Origin of the sequence: Blastomonas sp. UPD001 (assembly GCF_003426715.1) — a bacterium.
GTDB lineage: Bacteria > Pseudomonadota > Alphaproteobacteria > Sphingomonadales > Sphingomonadaceae > Blastomonas.
The window spans coordinates 1,366,138-1,382,192 of the sequence record NZ_QKVT01000001.1 but is presented as its reverse complement, the minus strand read 5'-3'; the positions used below and the strand labels follow the sequence as shown (position 1 = coordinate 1,382,192).

Annotated in this window: 14 protein-coding genes and 1 pseudogene; 5 read left to right on the top strand and 10 right to left on the bottom strand. The window is 63.0% G+C overall.

Features of this window, described 5'->3' with window-relative positions; all coding sequences use genetic code 11:
• Entirely contained in the window at positions 1-3,195 is a 3,195-nt protein-coding gene (locus DM995_RS06965; protein ID WP_116968938.1) for an efflux RND transporter permease subunit, read from the top strand.
• Positions 3,196-3,282: 87 nt separating this feature from the next.
• Positions 3,283-3,933, top strand: a complete 651-nt coding sequence (locus DM995_RS06960) for a HupE/UreJ family protein (protein WP_232824491.1) — start codon at positions 3,283-3,285, stop codon at positions 3,931-3,933.
• A gap of 230 nt (positions 3,934-4,163) precedes the next feature.
• On the opposite strand, the pseudogene DM995_RS06955 reads toward DM995_RS06960, so the two are convergent.
• Positions 4,164-4,598, bottom strand: a pseudogene (locus DM995_RS06955) (P-loop NTPase family protein); the annotation flags it as partial.
• A gap of 386 nt (positions 4,599-4,984) precedes the next feature.
• On the opposite strand from DM995_RS06955, the gene DM995_RS06950 reads away from it, so the two are divergent.
• A complete protein-coding gene (locus DM995_RS06950; RefSeq protein WP_116968936.1) occupies positions 4,985-7,132 on the top strand; it encodes a TonB-dependent siderophore receptor in 2,148 nt (715 codons plus the stop codon).
• Positions 7,133-7,134: 2 nt separating this feature from the next.
• On the top strand, positions 7,135-8,322 hold the full coding sequence (locus DM995_RS06945; RefSeq protein ID WP_116968935.1) for a PepSY-associated TM helix domain-containing protein: 1,188 nt from the start codon (positions 7,135-7,137) through the stop codon (positions 8,320-8,322).
• A 14-nt stretch (positions 8,323-8,336) separates the two neighbouring features.
• Here the strand turns inward: DM995_RS06945 and DM995_RS06940 are convergent, their stop codons facing one another.
• Positions 8,337-8,987, bottom strand: coding sequence for a YdeI/OmpD-associated family protein (locus tag DM995_RS06940; RefSeq protein WP_198669280.1), 651 nt, complete (start codon positions 8,985-8,987; stop codon positions 8,337-8,339).
• On the bottom strand, positions 8,984-9,538 hold the full coding sequence (locus DM995_RS06935) for an SRPBCC family protein (protein WP_157973105.1): 555 nt from the start codon (positions 9,536-9,538) through the stop codon (positions 8,984-8,986). Before DM995_RS06935 ends, DM995_RS06940 begins: the two co-directional genes overlap by 4 nt.
• Positions 9,539-9,620: 82 nt before the next feature.
• Between DM995_RS06935 and DM995_RS06930 the strand changes: the two genes are divergently transcribed.
• A complete protein-coding gene (locus tag DM995_RS06930) occupies positions 9,621-10,076 on the top strand; it encodes a MarR family transcriptional regulator (RefSeq protein ID WP_116968932.1) in 456 nt (151 codons plus the stop codon).
• A 28-nt stretch (positions 10,077-10,104) separates the two neighbouring features.
• Here DM995_RS06930 and DM995_RS06925 read toward each other — a convergent pair whose 3' ends face one another.
• The 7 genes from DM995_RS06925 to DM995_RS06895 form a co-directional block, all read right to left on the bottom strand.
• Entirely contained in the window at positions 10,105-10,527 is a 423-nt protein-coding gene (locus DM995_RS06925) for a ribbon-helix-helix domain-containing protein (RefSeq protein ID WP_116968931.1), read from the bottom strand.
• Positions 10,528-10,536: 9 nt separating this feature from the next.
• Entirely contained in the window at positions 10,537-12,510 is a 1,974-nt protein-coding gene (locus tag DM995_RS06920) for a conjugal transfer protein TraG (protein ID WP_116968930.1), read from the bottom strand.
• A gap of 18 nt (positions 12,511-12,528) precedes the next feature.
• Positions 12,529-14,301 carry a relaxase/mobilization nuclease domain-containing protein gene (locus DM995_RS06915; protein WP_116968929.1) on the bottom strand — a complete coding sequence of 591 codons (1,773 nt, stop codon included), beginning with the start codon at positions 14,299-14,301 and terminating at the stop codon, positions 12,529-12,531.
• Complete coding sequence (locus tag DM995_RS06910; protein ID WP_116968928.1) at positions 14,298-14,543, bottom strand: hypothetical protein; 246 nt, start codon at positions 14,541-14,543, stop codon at positions 14,298-14,300. The genes DM995_RS06915 and DM995_RS06910 overlap by 4 nt, the downstream gene beginning before the upstream one ends.
• A 2-nt stretch (positions 14,544-14,545) precedes the next feature.
• On the bottom strand, positions 14,546-15,328 hold the full coding sequence (locus tag DM995_RS06905) for a lytic transglycosylase domain-containing protein (protein ID WP_116968927.1): 783 nt from the start codon (positions 15,326-15,328) through the stop codon (positions 14,546-14,548).
• 4 nt (positions 15,329-15,332) lie between these two features.
• On the bottom strand, positions 15,333-15,668 hold the full coding sequence (locus DM995_RS06900; RefSeq protein ID WP_116968926.1) for a DUF736 domain-containing protein: 336 nt from the start codon (positions 15,666-15,668) through the stop codon (positions 15,333-15,335).
• 37 nt (positions 15,669-15,705) lie between these two features.
• Positions 15,706-16,055 (bottom strand): S26 family signal peptidase (locus DM995_RS06895; RefSeq protein WP_198669279.1); only part of this gene is annotated, 350 nt, incomplete at its 5' end.

Below are 16,055 nucleotides of genomic sequence, written 5' to 3'. Positions count from 1 at the left end.
ATGCTTGAGAATATCATCAGGCTGTCGATCCGGCAGCGATGGACGGTTATTGTTGTAGCGCTGCTGATTGCAGGGCTGGGCATCTACAATTTCGGGCGGCTGAAGATCGATGCTGTGCCCGACATCACCAACGTACAGGTGCAGGTCAATACAGCCGCGCCGGGCTTCTCGCCCTTGGAGGCGGAGCAGCGTATCACCTTGCCGATTGAAACCGCATTGGCGGGTCTGCCGGGGCTGGACTACACGCGATCCGTTTCGCGCGCTGGCCTGAGCCAGGTCACCGTGGTGTTCGATGACGGGACCGACATCTATTTCGCGCGGCAATTGGTCAATGAACGCCTGCAAGGTGTGGCTGGAAACCTGCCTCCCGGAATGGAGCCCGCGCTTGGTCCGATTGCGACCGGGCTGGGCGAAATCTTCATGTATACGCTCGAGTCCAAACCGGGCGCGCGCAAGGACGATGGAACCCCCTACACGGCGGAAGATCTGCGCACCTTGCATGACTGGGTGGTGCGGCCGCAATTGCGCAACGTTCCCGGCGTAACCGAAGTCAACTCGGTTGGCGGTTATCGCCGCCAATATGTGATTGCGCCGATCCCTGCTCGCCTGTCGGGCTTCGGCCTGACTGTGGCCGATCTGACGAAGGCCCTGGAAAGCAACAATGCCAGTGTGGGTGCGGGCTATGTCGAGCGGTCGGGCGCGCAATCGGTGATCCGGGTGCCGGGTAATGCAACCGGCGAAGCGGATCTATCGGGCATCATCGTCGCCTTTCGTGCCGGCACCCCTGTACGGATCGCCGATGTCGCCGATGTCTCCATCGGTTCGGAGATCCGACAGGGCGCGGCCACCAAGGACGGGCGCGAGGTGGTGCTGGGCACGATCTATATGCTGGTCGGCGAAAACCCGCGCAATGTGAGCGTGGCAGTGGCCGAGCAACTGAAGGTCGTGAACCAGTCTCTTCCCGCAGGAGTGTCTGCGGTCACCGTCTATGACCGTTCAGTGCTGGTGGAAGCCACGATCGGGACGGTCGAAAAGAACCTTGCCGAAGGCGCGCTACTGGTGATCGTGGTGCTGTTTGCCCTGCAGGGCAATATCCGCGCGGCTCTGATCACGGCGGCGGTCATTCCGATCACCTTCCTGATGACGATTACAGGCATGGTTGAAGGCGGCTTGTCGGGAAATCTGATGAGCCTGGGTGCGCTCGATTTCGGGCTGATTGTCGATGGCGCTGTCATCATTGTCGAGAATTGCCTGCGCCGCTTTGGCGAAGCGCAACACAGCCTTGGCCGCTTGTTGAACCGTGAGGAACGGTTCAGCCTTGCCGCCAGCGCTTCGGCAGAAGTCGTCAGGCCCAGCCTGTTCGGCATTGCCATCATCACCATCGTTTACCTGCCGATCTTTGCGTTGACCGGCGTGGAGGGCAAGACGTTCCATCCAATGGCGATCACCGTTGTGCTGGCGCTCACGGCAGCAGCGCTGCTGTCGCTCACGCTCGTGCCCGCCGCCGTGGCAACGTTTGTCACCGGCAAAGTCGAGGAGAAGGAAAGCCGTGTGATGCGCGGTGCCAACCGGGCCTATGCTCCGCTGCTCGATTGGGCCTTGCGCGCCCGCGTCACGGTGCTGCTGCTCGCTGGCGCTCTTGTGGTGCTGAGCGGGGTGGCAGCCACAAGGCTGGGCTCGGAGTTCATCCCCAACCTCGATGAAGGAGATATCGCGCTGCACGCCCTGCGGATTCCGGGCACCAGCCTGACGCAGGCAGTGCAGATGCAGGCCGCACTGGAAAACCGCATCAAGCAGTTCCCGGAAGTCAGCCTGGTGTTCGCCAAAATCGGGACTGCCGACGTGGCAACCGATGCAGTTCCGCCCAGCGTGGCCGACACTTTCATCATCATGAAGCCGCGCGACGAATGGCCCGACCCGCGCAAGCCCAAAGCACAATTGGTTGCCGAGATGAACGAGGCAATCCAGCGCGACGTGCCGGGTTCGCGGTATGAATTCATCCAGCCCATCCAGATGCGGTTCAACGAACTGATCGCGGGCGTTCGGTCCGATGTTGCGATCAAGATCGTAGGCGATGATCTCGACGAATTGTCAGCAGCGGCCGACCGCGTGGTTGGCATTGTTTCGAGCATCGATGGCGCGGAAGATGTGCAGGCGGAACAGGTGACCGGCTTGCCGTTTGTTGAGATTGTCCCTGACCGGACGCGCCTAAGCCAGCTGGGCCTCAATGTCAGCGCGGTGCAGGAAGTGGTGGCCGCAGCTACTGCGGGTGCCAACGCGGGTCAGATTTTCGAAGGCGACCGGCGGTTCGACATCGTCGTGCGCCTGTCCGAAGACCTGCGGCAGGATCGCACGGTGCTGGAACGCCTGCCTATTCCGCTGCCCGGTGGCGGGATCGCGGGCGGGGCGGTGCAAACTGTGCCGCTATCCGAAGTCGCAACGATCACCGACATCACCGGGCCCAACCAGATCAGCCGCGAAAATGGCAAACGCCGTGCGGTTGTGACGGTCAATGTTCGCGAGCGCGATCTGGGGTCGTTCATTGCCGAAGTCCAGCAAGTGGTGGCGCGCGATGCCGATCTCCCTGAGGGGTATTGGGTCGAATATGGCGGAACCTTCGAACAGCTCGAATCAGCCACCCAGCGGTTGCAGATCGTGGTGCCGATCACCCTGCTGCTGATCCTCGGTCTGCTGTTTGCGCTCTTTGGTTCCCTGCGCGATGCGGCCATCGTGTTCTCCGGCGTTCCGCTGGCCCTCACGGGCGGCGTGGCAGCCTTGCTGCTGCGCGGCATACCCTTTTCGATCTCGGCCGGGGTGGGCTTTATCGCACTTTCGGGCGTGGCGGTGCTCAATGGCGTGGTGATGCTTAGCTTCATCAAGCAATTGCGCGAGGAGGGCCGCAGCCTAGAAGATGCCATCCGTGCAGGGGCGCTGACGCGGTTACGGCCCGTGCTGATGACCGCGCTCGTGGCATCACTTGGCTTTGTGCCGATGGCGCTGAATGTGGGAATCGGCTCGGAAGTGCAGCGGCCGTTGGCCAGTGTGGTGATTGGCGGGATTGTCTCTTCAACCATCCTGACTCTGGTGGTGCTGCCCGCGCTTTACGCTCTGGTCCACGCAAAGAGGACCGGTGAGGCTGACAATCCAAAGCCAGCTTGGCGGGATCGTTTCCGCCGCCGTCCCGCCGTTCAATAATCAGGATACCGCGCCATGATCGCTCAATTATCGCCAACCTCTCCAGCCTTGCGACGCTGGATCATATTTTCCATTCTGGCACTGGCCATGCTGCTGCTCGTGTCGGTGGACGCCTATGCCCACAATGTCGCCGAGGGGGACAAGGGTTATATCCAAGAAAGCAGCGGGGTGCTGTTTTTCCCTTTCTTGTATCTCGGAGCCAAACACATGGTCACTGGGTACGACCACCTGCTGTTCCTGTTTGGGGTGATCTTCTTCCTCTATCGGATGAAGGACGTCGGCATCTATGTGACCCTGTTTGCGATCGGCCACTCAACCACGCTGCTGTTCGGCGTGCTGACCGGAATCAGCGCCAACGCCTATCTGATCGACGCGATCATCGGACTGTCGGTGGTCTACAAGGCGCTCGACAACCTCGGTGCCTACCAGCGCTGGTTCGGTGTTCAACCCAATACCAAGGTGGCGACATTGGTGTTCGGGTTCTTCCACGGATTTGGCCTTGCCACCAAGATCATCGAGTTTCAAATTGCGCAAGATGGCCTGATCCCCAATCTGATCGCCTTCAACATCGGGGTGGAGATTGGCCAATTGCTGGCGCTCGGCGCGATCCTGATTGTCATGGGATATTGGCGCCGCACCGCCAGTTTCATGCGCTACGCCTTTGCCGCCAACACTCTGCTGATGACTGCCGGCTTTGTGCTGGTCGGTTATCAACTAGCCGGTTTTGCAGCCAGCTGATCCCCATTGTCGAGGAGCCCTCCCATGTTCAATTCCCAACGCCCCCGTCTCGAAGACCTGCCCACCACCGGCCAATTGCTGAAGGCAAGTGGCTTTGCCATCGTCACCGCTGGCGTCATCCTGACCACCATCGTGCTGCCGTCCGAATATGCAATCGACCCCACCGGCGTGGGCCGCACTCTCGGCCTGACCCAGATGGGCGAGATCAAGGCGCAGCTGGCGCAAGAAGCGGCGCGTGTCTCGACGCCGTGGCGCAGCGCCTCGGCCTCGGCCGCCGACATGATCCCGGCGCGGGCATAGTCGTCGAGCGTGAACACCGCGACGGCGGGCTTGCGGATGGCGAAGGCCGGGGCAGCGACGACGGGCGGAAGCAAGCCCTCAAACCGCTCCCCGCCTTCCGGCAGCTCTGCAGAGACGCGCGGGGACCAGGCGTGAACCTCGACGCCGACGTGGTGCGCGACCAAGCGCACGATGCGCTCGCCATCGGCGGCGGAGAGCGTTTCGCCAGTGTCGGTGATACCTTCGCCGAGTCGGTCGAGCCATAACCGGCTGTCGGGGTTCAGCATCACCTCGATGACGGCGGGGTCGTCGAGCCACGCCGCAATCGACGAACCGAGCGCCGTGCGGAGCATCCGCGCGCCGCGCGTCTTGGCCTCGGATTGCATCGGATGGACGCTCAAGGCCAGGCCCCTCAAAAGGACCGGGCGAACCGCCGCCCGGCTGTCGGGGCACAGCAAGAGACGCAGAAATACTTGGGTTGCAACAGTTAGTTATGGGCGAAGTAGAGGCGGCGGTATATACGGTGCTGGCGGCTACCTCGCATCCTGTCGGCTTCATCCGACGACCTTAATCTGGCTGATCGATAGGATTCGGCGACCTACCATCCTTTTTGCCGATTTCGAGAAGACTCCCTCGCCATTTCGCTCAAACATTGCCGATGGACGTCTCGGCGAACTGCTCTCTGCACCACCGAGCTTCACATTCGCTATTGCGAGGCGTTTGCATCAAAGATAGGGAGTCATCATGAATTTTGCGCGGGGGAATTTGATTCGTGGTGCCTAGTTTTCGTTCATCGTTTTTGCTGGGTTCTGCTTCGGCGATTGGCTCCCTGCTGGTTGTAACGCCGGCATACGCGCAGGCATCCGATAGTGACACCGCTCAACAAGAACTTGAGCAAAGCGCGCAATCAGACAGTATCATCGTGACTGGCTACCGCGGCTCACCCGTCAGCTCGACGGTACTGCCGGATAAGCCGGTGCTGGACACGCCGTTCTCCGTCAACTCGCTAGGCTCCGAGCTTTTGCGCGACCAGCAAGCGATCAGCTTTGCCGACGTCGCGCGCAACGATCCCTCGTTGGTGCTTGCTTTTCCGCAATTCGACGACACGGTAAACATTCGCGGTTTCTACCAGAACCTCATATACCGCGAGGGCCTGCCAACGAGCGCGCAGGTCCGCGTGCCGTTCCAGAACAAAGACCGGATCGACGTCTTCAAGGGCCTGTCCGGCTTCCGATTCGGCTTCAACTCGCCGGGCGGCGTCATCAATGTCGTGTCCAAGCGCCCCACTGAGACATTCAGCGGGTTCGCTTTGTTCGGCGGCGACCATCACGGTACGCTATACGGCCAGCTCGACGCGGGCGGCCGCTTCGGACCCGACGGCCGGTTCGGTGTGCGCGTGAACCTGTTCGTCAACGAGATCGATAGTTTCCGCCGCAATGTCAAAGGCGAGCAGCGGCTCTACAGCGGCATCTTCGACTGGCGGGTGACCCCGGACCTCACGCTCGAAGCAGAGTATGAGCGTTTCGAGAACAGCAACAACGTCTTCGGCCTCCTCTTCAACGGAGCCTTTGGCGGTGACGTCGAGCGCGCCCGCGCGCTGCTGCCTCTGGTCGATCCCGAGGATACGAACGCCCAGCCGTGGCTCGTGGAGGATCGCTCCCAAAGCGTCTATCGGCTGGGTGCCAGCTGGCGGTTCGCCGAGGGTTGGACGGCCCGCCTGTCCGGGCACAAAGTCGACGCGGATGTTCCGTATACGTCGGGGGAAGCCAACGATCTGCAGCCGGACGGCAGCTACACGCTCAGCGTCTACACGATAGAGAGCTTCAAGCCGTCTTACAAAGCGGTTTCGGCCGGTGTCGACGGCACCTTCTCACTGCTGGGGATTGGTGCTGCACTTTCGCTCGGGTACATCTACGACGACCGAAGCGCCGCTTTCCGCAACGGCTACTTCTTCGCCGACGCGTCCGAGTATCTCGGCGGTACGCGGCGCGGCAATCTGTTCACTGGCGAGACGATCCTTGGTTTTGTGCCTCCGCCGGGGACGCCCGGCAGCTTCGAGGGCGCCTTCGCGTCGAGGCGCCACACAGCCTTCGTCAATGCTACGCTGTCGGTCAACGACCGGCTCGACCTGCTCGGCGGTGTGACCTATGCCACCTTGCGCGGCTACAATCCCGACACGGGCGAAGAGACTTTCGACGATGACGCGTGGAGTCCCGTTCTCGGCGTAGTCTGGAAGCCGCTCGACCGCACGTCGCTCTATGCCAGTTACGCGACGGGTCTGGAGGAAGGTCAGACCCCGCCGGAAACGGCGGCCAATTTTCGGCCAGAGCCCTTCCCGCCGATCAAGAGCGAGCAGATCGAGCTTGGCGTGAAGCACGAATTTGGTCGTGGTGCTCTTGTCACGCTCGCTGCGTTCCAGATCGACCAGGGGCTGGCCTACGTCAACAGCGCCAATCTGTTCGTACAGGATGGCGTAAGGCGTCACCGCGGCGTCGAGTTCACGGTGCTGGGCAACGTCACACACAACCTTCGGTTGGCGGGCGGCGTCACCTATCTCGACGCCAAGGTCGCCGAAGCGGCAGAGAATGTCGGCAGCCGAATCCCGGGTATCGGCAAGTGGCGTTACTCGTTGTTTGCCGACTGGCGCACGCCGCTCGATCCCAATTTTTACGTCACGGGCGGCGTGCAGGGTGATAGCCGAAAGTTCGTGACTTTCGCCAATAACTTCGCACTGCCGGGCCACACCATCTTCGACCTTGGTGCGCGCTATACGTTTGATACGGGTGCGACCCGTATGACGGCGCGCGTCGGTGTCCAGAACCTGCTCGACAAGCGTCATTTCGAGAGCGTCGATTTTTATGGCGGGCTAATCTTCGGCCAGGCTCGCACACTGCGTGCCTCGTTGGAGGTCGCGTTCTAGCCATGCGTGCTCGGCCTTTCCTTCTTTGGCATCGCTGGTTCGGCATCGTGGGCGGGCTTTGGCTGTTTGTGATTGCCTTCACCGGCTGTTTTCTCGTCTTTTACTCAGAGCTTGACCGGGCGTTGAACCCTGACTTGTTCCAGGCGCGGTTAAGTACGTCAGCGGTGGACGCGCCGCTCGCGCTGGTGCTGGCTGCGGCCGAAACGGCGCATCCGGGCGCGACGGCAACCTATTTGCGGCTGCCGCAGCGCGCGGGCGACACAATGCTCGTCTATCTCAACGACCGTGCCGATAGCCCAGGCGCTGTGGGGGAGGACGGACGCGAGGTCTATGTCGATCCAGCCAGCATGCGGATCCAGGGCGACCGCGTCTACGGCGAATGGACGCTCGAACGCTCCAGCATCATGCCCTTCGTCTACAAGCTCCATTATGAACTGCACGGCGGCGAATGGGTCTATTGGCTGTTCGGCATCCTCGCGATGCTATGGACGATCGACCATTTCATCGCGGTCCCGCTGGCACTCCGCTCGGCGAAGCAATGGACGGACACCTTCAAGCTGCGCAAGAACGTCCGGGGGTATAAGCGCACCTTCGACCTGCACCGCTCGGGCGGGATGTGGATGCTCCCCATCACTGCGGTGCTGGCGTTCAGCGGAGTTTATTTCAACCTCCATGACGAATTCATGGCCGTGCTCAAACCGATCAGCGCGCCGACGGTTGCCGTTGCCGAAACCCACCCGACGCTGGCGGAGCCGCTTTACGCCCCGCCGGTCGATGCAGATGCGGCGCTGGCGGCGGCGCAAGCGGCACGGCCAGGGCTCAAAGCCTCAGGCCTCGGCTATGATGCCGCCAAAGGCTTGTGGTCCATCTTCGCACATGACGAGCGCGATTTGGTCGCAGACTATGGCGCACGCACGCTCACCGTGGACGCTCGCGGCGGGCAGGTGCTTGGCGACATGCATTTCAGCGAAGGCACGGCGGGCGACGTTCTCGTCGCCTGGCAATATCCGCTGCACAGCGGCAAGGCGTTCGGCTGGACCGGGCGCATCCTTATCCTGATGGCGGGGATTGCGACCTGCTTGCTCGTTGTCACGGGTTATGTGCTATGGTGGCGCAAGCTTTTGGCGCGTCGCAGGCATGGTGCCCGAGGACAAACGCAGATTTCACGAGCGCTCCAGCCCGCAGAGTAAGGTCTTTCGGTGCATCAGCTTTCGTCGGCATTACGCGAAGAATTCGGCCAGACATCTGTGGAGATTTCGTCGAGCAAGCTCTTGCCGCTTGCGTAAAGTTGCCCAACCGTTTCGATGAGCCCATCGCCTTGGCGCGAAGCTTTCGTGTCTTTGCGCCAGGCGCGCATGTCGCCGCCATGTTTTGTTATTGCTTCAAGTGCCTCTTGGATACGGCGTTCGCCGGTCTCCACGGTTTTCGCCGACGTCACATGCTGCGCAACCATGCGCCTTCTTCCCGGCGTCAACTGTTGCCATAGTTCATTTGCCTCGGAGTCTGCGGAAAGCGCTGCAAGGAGCTCGTGTGGTGCGTCGACGCGATCTTGATCGGCTACGCGAAAGCGCATTTCGACCTGATTGCCAAGCGTAACGCCAGCATCAGCAAGGACGTTGGGGGCGACGATGACGTAGTTTCGACCGTCTCCAGCGGGAATGAACGCGTTGCTCATCGGTACGTCGGCGATCTCGCCATCGACCCGCAACCGCGGATATAGGCCAAAGGGTAACTCGCTTCGCAAGGCATCGGGAAGAAACAGGACATTGTACCAAATCTTGCGCGCCCTCCCGACTCCGAACTTCTCGATCGGCGCTTCAAATGAATAGGGATAGATTGGCGCGCCGCTGTTCATGCCGCGACAGCTGTGTTCCCGAGATAGGTTTCCCCTTTCTCCACGAAACGCTTCAAGCCGTCGAGATCCTTCCGGTGCATCTCGCGGGTCCATCGAACGATGCCGAACAGGCGCTGCACGAGATTGAACGGCGGCGCGATGTCGTTGCGGAAATGAGCGATTACTAGCGTCGTGTCGTCGCTCATTGGGGACAGGTGGAAATGAAGCTCGGGTTTATGTGGCGGCCCCTTGCTTTCCAGAACGAAGCTCACCGTCGCGCTGTCCGTCAGTGCCGTCACTTCCTGATGGCCGAAGCGCTTGCCATGCTTGTCGATAAAGACCGTCCGCGCCCCGATTGCACCGTCTTCTCCCTCGACTCGGCACGCTGATCCGGTTTCCGGGGGCCAGGCCGACCATTCCATCAACCGCCGCTGATAGCGGATGGCGTCGTAAATATCTTTGGGCCGACCTTTGATGACGACCGTCTCGACATACTCGACCACGTGCGGCGTCGCAAAGGTGGCAATTCCGATGCCGGCCGTTGCCGCAGCGACGAGACTCCACACAAGCATGCACTCCTCCGATCCCACGCGACAGATAACTTGATTATCAAGATACTTGCCTAACGGTTCCTGTGCGGTCAAACGTTTTTTGATGAGCGATGAGCCGAACTATCGGGAAGGACCCGATGACGCAGCCGGGATTGTGGCTGCCTGCCGGGCCTTGCACTCGGCAGTTGATGCCTTGGATGCAAAGGCAGCGAAAGCTCTCGCCGTGTCACGCAACGATCTTCGGTGCCTGCATCTTCTTGAGAATGGACCTGTATCTCCAACGCAGATCGGTAAAGCGCTCGATTTGACGAGCGGGTCGGTGACGGTTCTGCTCGATCGGCTCGAGAGGAAGGACTTCGTGCGCCGGAGGCCGTCACCCCACGACCGGCGGGCGTTGCTCGTGGAGGCGACACCGCGGGTTTGGCAATCGTTAGCAGCGTTGTATCGGCCATTTGGCGAGGCATTGGTAAACCTCTCCGAAAGCTATGGAACCGAGCGGGCCCGCGACGCGGCGCAGCATCTTGAGGACGTTGCGGAGCGTTGCCGCGAGCAACTCTGACACGGGAGGTTGGAGCGCTCTTTCACAGCTAGTCGGGCTCGCTGACCGGTTGCTCGAAGTCCTTAGGTATCTCCTCGAGAAGGCTCTTGCCGCTCGCGTAACGGCGGCCCAGCGTCTCAACGAACCCTTCATAGCGTTTGCGCCCCTTCACCTTCGCGGCTGCATGATCCTCGTCTGGTAGCGGCGGGGTTACGGAAAACCAGAACCGGACGAACAGCGCCAGCGCCTCGGTGGTCAGGCCGGTATTGCGCTCCAGCCGCTGCACCTGCCGGGTGAGGCGATCCAATCGCCGCGAGAACGCCGCCTCCATCCGATCAGCACCGTCCGGTGACAGGTAAGACGCCACCGCCGCCTCCACGATCGCCGAGCGCGAAATGCGCCGCCGGATCGCTAGCTCGTCGACCTGCTTGGCGAGAGCGGGTGGGAAATAGACATTCAGTCGGGTTCGCATGGCAATGTCCTACATCTCGATGCCGTCGCTCGGGTCGAGCGAAGCTTGCCGCGCAATCCCCTGCATCTGGCGGCGCACCGCCGCTTGCTGGACAGCGTCATCGGGGCCGTCGTCGACCACATCGAACTCGCGCGCCGCCGGACGCGGTGTCTCGGGTACGATGGCAACATGCTCAGGAATCTCCGGCTCGCGGCGTAGCCCACCATTGGCAGCATCTTCCTGTTCGCGGACAATCCGCGCCACGTCGGTTGGGTCGGCGGCAACGGCGCGCCCGGTCCAGTCATCGGGCCGGACCTCGCTTATCACTGGCGTGGGCGCTTCCACGATCCGCTCGGCGAACCGTCGATCGCGGAAGTAGCGCGCCTTCTTCGCTCGGATCGGACGCACGCCCGCCACCATGACGATCTCGTCTTCGGGCGGGAGTTGCATCACCTCGCCAGGGGTCAAGAGCTGACGCGCCGTCTCCGATCGCGATACCATCAAATGCCCGAGCCAGGGCGACAGGCGATGCCCGGCATAGTTCTTCATCGCGCGCATTTCGGTCGCGGTGCCGAGCGCGTCCGACACGCGCTTGGCGGTTCGCTCGTCGTTGGTGGCGAAGCTCACCCGCACATGACAGTTGTCGAGAATGGCGTTGTTTGGGCCGTAAGCCTTCTCGATCTGATTGAGCGATTGCGCGATCAGGAACGCCTTGAGCCGATAGCCCGCCATGAACGCTAGCGCGGACTCGAAGAAGTCCAAGCGCCCCAGCGCCGGAAACTCGTCGAGCATCAAGAGCACGCGGTGGCGGTTGCCCTTGGGCGTCAACTCCTCGGTCAGCCGGCGTCCGATCTGGTTGAGGATGAGCCGGATCAGCGGCTTGGTCCGCGAGATGTCGGATGGAGGCACGACCAGGTAGAGCGTGGCGGGCCGCTCGCTCTCGACCAGATCTGCGATGCGCCACTGGCAGGCGCGCGTGACGGTCGCCACGACGGGATCGCGGTAGAGGCCGAGAAACGACATGGCGGTGCTCAGCACCCCCGATCGTTCATTGTCGCTTTTGTTCAGCAGCTCGCGCGCCGCGCTGGCGACGACGGGATGGACGCCAGCATCGCCCAAGTGGGGCGTCGCCATCATCGCGGCCAGCGTTTCCTCGATCGTGCGCGCCGGATCGGAGAGGAAGGCAGCGACGCCCGCCAGGGTTTTGTCGGACTCCGCATAGAGGACGTGCAGGATCGCGCCGACCAGCAGGCTGTGGCTGGTCTTCTCCCAATGATTGCGGCGCTCAAGACTGCCTTCGGGATCGACCAGCACGTCGGCGACATTCTGGACGTCGCGCACCTCCCACTGTCCGCGCCGCACCTCTAGCAGCGGGTTGTAGGCGTCCGACGCAGCCTTGGTCGGATCGAACAGCAGCACCCGGCCATGGCGCGCGCGGAAGCCGGCGGTGAGTTGCCAGTTCTCGCCCTTGATGTCATGAACGATTGCCGAGCCGGGCCAAGTCAGCAGCGACGGGATCACCAGCCCGACGCCCTTGCCTGAACGGGTCGGGGCGAAGCACAGCACATGCTCGGGTCCGTCATGGCGCAGATAGTCGGCATCAAGCTTGCCCAGCACCACCCCTTCATCACCGAGCAGTCCGGCCGCGCGGACCTCGCGCGGACTTGCCCAGCGCGCCGAGCCATAGGTTTCGGCGTTCTTCAATTCACGCGCGCGCCACACAGACATGCCGATCGCCACGACGATCGACACGAACCCGCCCGACACCGCGATGAGGCCGCCGGTCTGGAAGATGTCGGGCGCGTAGGCGTCGAACGAGAACCACCACCAGAAAAAGGCAGGCGGCGGATAGACACGCCAGCCGAACGCCGTGAACCAGGGCGCGCCCAGCTCCGGCTGATAGGCGAGCGCCGCAGCGGTCCATTGGGTCGCGCTCCATACGCCGGCGAGGACGATCAGGAACACGACGATGATCTGGCCCCAAAGGATTTTAGTAGCGGACATAGAGGGCTCCTTGATGGGTTAGAGGCCAAGGCCGCGCTTGCGGCCAAGCGCGAGGTCGAGGCCGCCGCCGTCGCGGACCACGCCCGCGATCTGACAGCCAATTTGTTGGTCGAGGCCGCGCGCCCACGGCACGAGGCGGAAGCCAAGGCCCCCATTTGCTTCGAGGCTTTCGATCATGGCGAAACGACCCGACGCGAGCGCGAGGCGCTGGCGGACGACGCCAGCGATCTTCTCACCCGCTTGCGTCGGCCGGTAAGCCCGCCCGGTCTCGCCCGCGATCTTCGCGCCCACCGAGTCCAGCTCGCGCCGCCGCAGCGTGTCGAGCATCCCGCGTTCGAACACAGTGCGCTCGCCGAAGCGCCGCGCCAGTCCCTCGCGGACAAGATGGTCGGTGCGGGCGTCCATCGCCCGGCGTACCTCGGCTCCGAATCCCCCATCGGCGATGCCCGCGCCGCGCTCGATCAGGCGATGGTCCAGCCAGGTTGCGCCGTGTGCTTTGACCTGCGCGGCGAGGTCGAGGTCTGATCGCGTCGCAAGGATCAACGTCGGCTTCGGCTCGCCGGGCTTGCCGATCGCGCGCAGCTCGACAATGCCGCCGAGCGCGGGGCTCTGCTCCAGCGTTTCGATGCCGGGCAGCCGGACATGATGGGTGCGCCCGTCCGTGCCGTCGATCACGGCATAGGCCGTGCCGGTCAGCTCGTCGTGTAACCCCTTGTCGATCAATCGGCCGACGATCGGCTTCTCGGGCGGGCCGTTCACGACCGCGTAGCTGTCGAGCGGGCGATCGTGCCAGTGTTCTCGCAGCGCCGCGCCGATCGTGCGGATGATGTCGCCGTGCGCACCCAGATCGCGCAGCTTCGTTTGTGCCCCGTCGGCGACCGCCCATTGGCCGGGCTCGCCCTCGGCGGCGAGGCCCATCGTTTCGAGATGCTGCAACCGTCCGACCATCAACCGGCGCAGGCGCGGATCGTCCGGGCCGGGGCGTTCAGGGCGCAGATCGACCACGCCCAGTTCGTCAGCGGCGCGGCCGATCTCGTTGTCGAGCCGGGTCCAGCGTTCGGCTGTCACGTCGCGGTCGAGCGCCCGGTGGACCTCAAGTTCGGGCTTTGGCCCCAGCTCGGCGAAGGCCAACTCCTCGGCGCGTGACCGCAGGCCGTGGCCGATATAGTCGCGGGCGATGACGAGATCGGTGCCCTGATCGGTGCGCCCGCGAACGAGCAGATGCACGTGCGGATTGTCGGTATTCCAGTGATCGACCGCGACCCAATCGAGCCGCGTTCCCAGATCGGTCTCCATCTGGCGAACGAGGTCGCGCGTATAATCGCGCAGATCGCTCAACTCTGCCGCATCTTCTGGCGACACAATGATCCGGAAATGATGCCGGTCGTCCTTACAGCGATCGGCGAACGCGGACGTGTCGGCGCGGTCGGATTCGGCGTCGAACATGTGCGTCGGCGAGCCGTCGCGAGTGACACCCTCTCGCTTCAGATAAGCAACGTGCGCGGATAGCGGGGCTATGCGACGGCTACCGATGCGGTGGCGGACGGGGAGCGCCTTCACCAGCACCCGACGGCCAGACCCCAAAAGGCGGCTGCGGGCGAAAGCGGTGCGGCCCTTCCCAAAGTTGGACTGGCCGCGGCGGGTCGGCCCGCTCCAAGCGCGACGCCCGTTGCCCCCGCTCATCGCGGCGACGCGCAGCACCTCGGCGACCAGGCCGCGCGCATTGCGGCTTCCCGCCTTGCTGCGCTTGGCCTTGCCCGGCCGGACGCGAAACTCGCGCTCCTTGCTCACGGCCGGGCCGCTTTCCGCGGAAAACCGGCGATGGTGCCGTTCGGCGTGTTGTTTTTGCTGGCTTTTTCCTTCCGAGCGGCACGCGCGCCGACCGACGCCCCCATGTTAGCCATAAGAAAACCAACGGTTTTCCGGCGAAACGGGGTGCGGCTTGTATCTTGCAATCGTCTTCTCAGGTCCTTTCCCTCCTGATCCATCCTGATTTCCTTTTGAATGAGCCGTCTGAACACTGTGGCGATCATTGCTATCGACCCGCGCCAGCGCGGGGAACGAAGAGGCTGTCGATCGGCGTTGCAGTCGGCGGATTGGGTGGCAAAGGATTGCCCACTTCGGGCGCAGAGATTGGCTTATTGGCGGCGACAATCTCCTTCTCCGGTCGCGCCATGTCAGCGTCGGACGCGGCTGCGGACGAGCGAACGAACAGCGCCGAACGACGCCACGCAAAGCGATCAGGCTGCGCGACGACAGCCATTTCTACGTCACTTTCGTTGCCTGTGACTGACCCAAGCCGCGCCAGGTATGCAACTGTTTCGGCGGGCAGCGGACGGCCGCGCGAAAGGTGGTCGTCGTAGCGCCCCGGCCCGGCGTTATAGGCCGCCAGCATTGCGCTCGGATTGCCGTAGCGGTCGTGCATTTCGCGCAGATAGGCCGCACCTGCCATGATGTTGTCGCGCACATCGAACGGGTCAGTGCCGAGCCCATGGCGCACACGAAGCTGTGCCCACGTTGCGGGCATGATCTGCATCAAGCCCATCGCCCCTGCGCGCGAAACGGCGCGGGCGTTTCCGGCACTCTCGACGCGCATCACCGCCCAGATCCAAGCCTCAGGAATGCCGAACCGCCGTGCCGCGTCAGTAACATGCGGCGCATGGGGATGGGTGACGGCGGGCGGCGCTGGCGGAGGGTTTGCGTCCTGCGCCAATGCCGGTGAATTGCCGATAGGCAACGCGGCCAGCAGTGCGGGAACGGTGAGAGATGCGGCTCGCAAACGCAGGTTCAAAAGCCGATTGATCGCGGCAGGACGCATCGGCTCAGTCCTGCTCACGGGCCTTGCGCGGACGATTCCAGCGCAATGACCAGGATGCCGGATCGCTCACATTCTGGAACAGGGCAGCGCGGATCGGCTGCGGAAAGCTGGGATCGTCGATGCGCAGCGAGACGTAATCCCCCGCGCGCTCACCGCTCTCGTTCCAGCCCGCGCCCACTTCCGGCCCTTCGCCATCATTACCGCGATGAACACGCCAGTCGGGTGCCTTGTCGGCGCCACCGGGTTCAACCGGGATGAGCGAGATACGGATATCGAGCGTCGCCGTTTCGATGACACCTTCGAAGCCTTTGTCGGTGCGGATGAAGCTGCCGATCTGCATGGGAATGGTCCTTTCAGTTGAAGTTGGACGATGGCCGTCACCGCCAGATCAGCGGCGCGTCGGGCGTAAGTCGGGTGAGGATGGGGATCGCGCGACCGAGCACGGTTGCTGTCGGCAGAGGGCCGAAGTAGCGGCCATCAAGGCTGTCGGGATGCTCGGGGTTGAGAAGCAACAGCTCGTCGGTTCCAAGCGTCCGGCAGCCGCGCCAGACGGGCAGCGGACGTGCAAGCCGGTCATGTGTCAGTGCGCGCGTGACCGCCCGGCCGTCGACGGTCACTGTGCCGCCGATCCGGCAGACGCGCTGCCCTGCCTTTGCGGCGACATGCTTCAACAGCGGCACGTTTTTGCCAAGATATCCGCGTACCGCCATCCAGCGGCCAAGGCGCT

Bases quoted from the DNA above. Each gene is read 5' to 3' on its own strand.
- DM995_RS06965 (WP_116968938.1), top strand. From the start codon at position 1: ATGCTTGAGAATATCATCAGGCTGTCGATCCGGCAGCGATGGACGGTT.
- DM995_RS06910 (WP_116968928.1), bottom strand. From the start codon at position 14,543: ATGATCGCCACAGTGTTCAGACGGCTCATTCAAAAGGAAATCAGGATG.
- DM995_RS06900 (WP_116968926.1), bottom strand. From the start codon at position 15,668: ATGCAGATCGGCAGCTTCATCCGCACCGACAAAGGCTTCGAAGGTGTC.
- DM995_RS06935 (WP_157973105.1), bottom strand. From the start codon at position 9,538: ATGCTTGTGTGGAGTCTCGTCGCTGCGGCAACGGCCGGCATCGGAATT.
- DM995_RS06940 (WP_198669280.1), bottom strand. From the start codon at position 8,987: ATGAACAGCGGCGCGCCAATCTATCCCTATTCATTTGAAGCGCCGATC.
- DM995_RS06960 (WP_232824491.1), top strand. From the start codon at position 3,283: ATGCTGCTGCTCGTGTCGGTGGACGCCTATGCCCACAATGTCGCCGAG.
- DM995_RS06945 (WP_116968935.1), top strand. From the start codon at position 7,135: ATGCGTGCTCGGCCTTTCCTTCTTTGGCATCGCTGGTTCGGCATCGTG.
- DM995_RS06920 (WP_116968930.1), bottom strand. From the start codon at position 12,510: ATGTCCGCTACTAAAATCCTTTGGGGCCAGATCATCGTCGTGTTCCTG.
- DM995_RS06905 (WP_116968927.1), bottom strand. From the start codon at position 15,328: ATGCGTCCTGCCGCGATCAATCGGCTTTTGAACCTGCGTTTGCGAGCC.
- DM995_RS06930 (WP_116968932.1), top strand. From the start codon at position 9,621: ATGAGCGATGAGCCGAACTATCGGGAAGGACCCGATGACGCAGCCGGG.
- DM995_RS06925 (WP_116968931.1), bottom strand. From the start codon at position 10,527: ATGCGAACCCGACTGAATGTCTATTTCCCACCCGCTCTCGCCAAGCAG.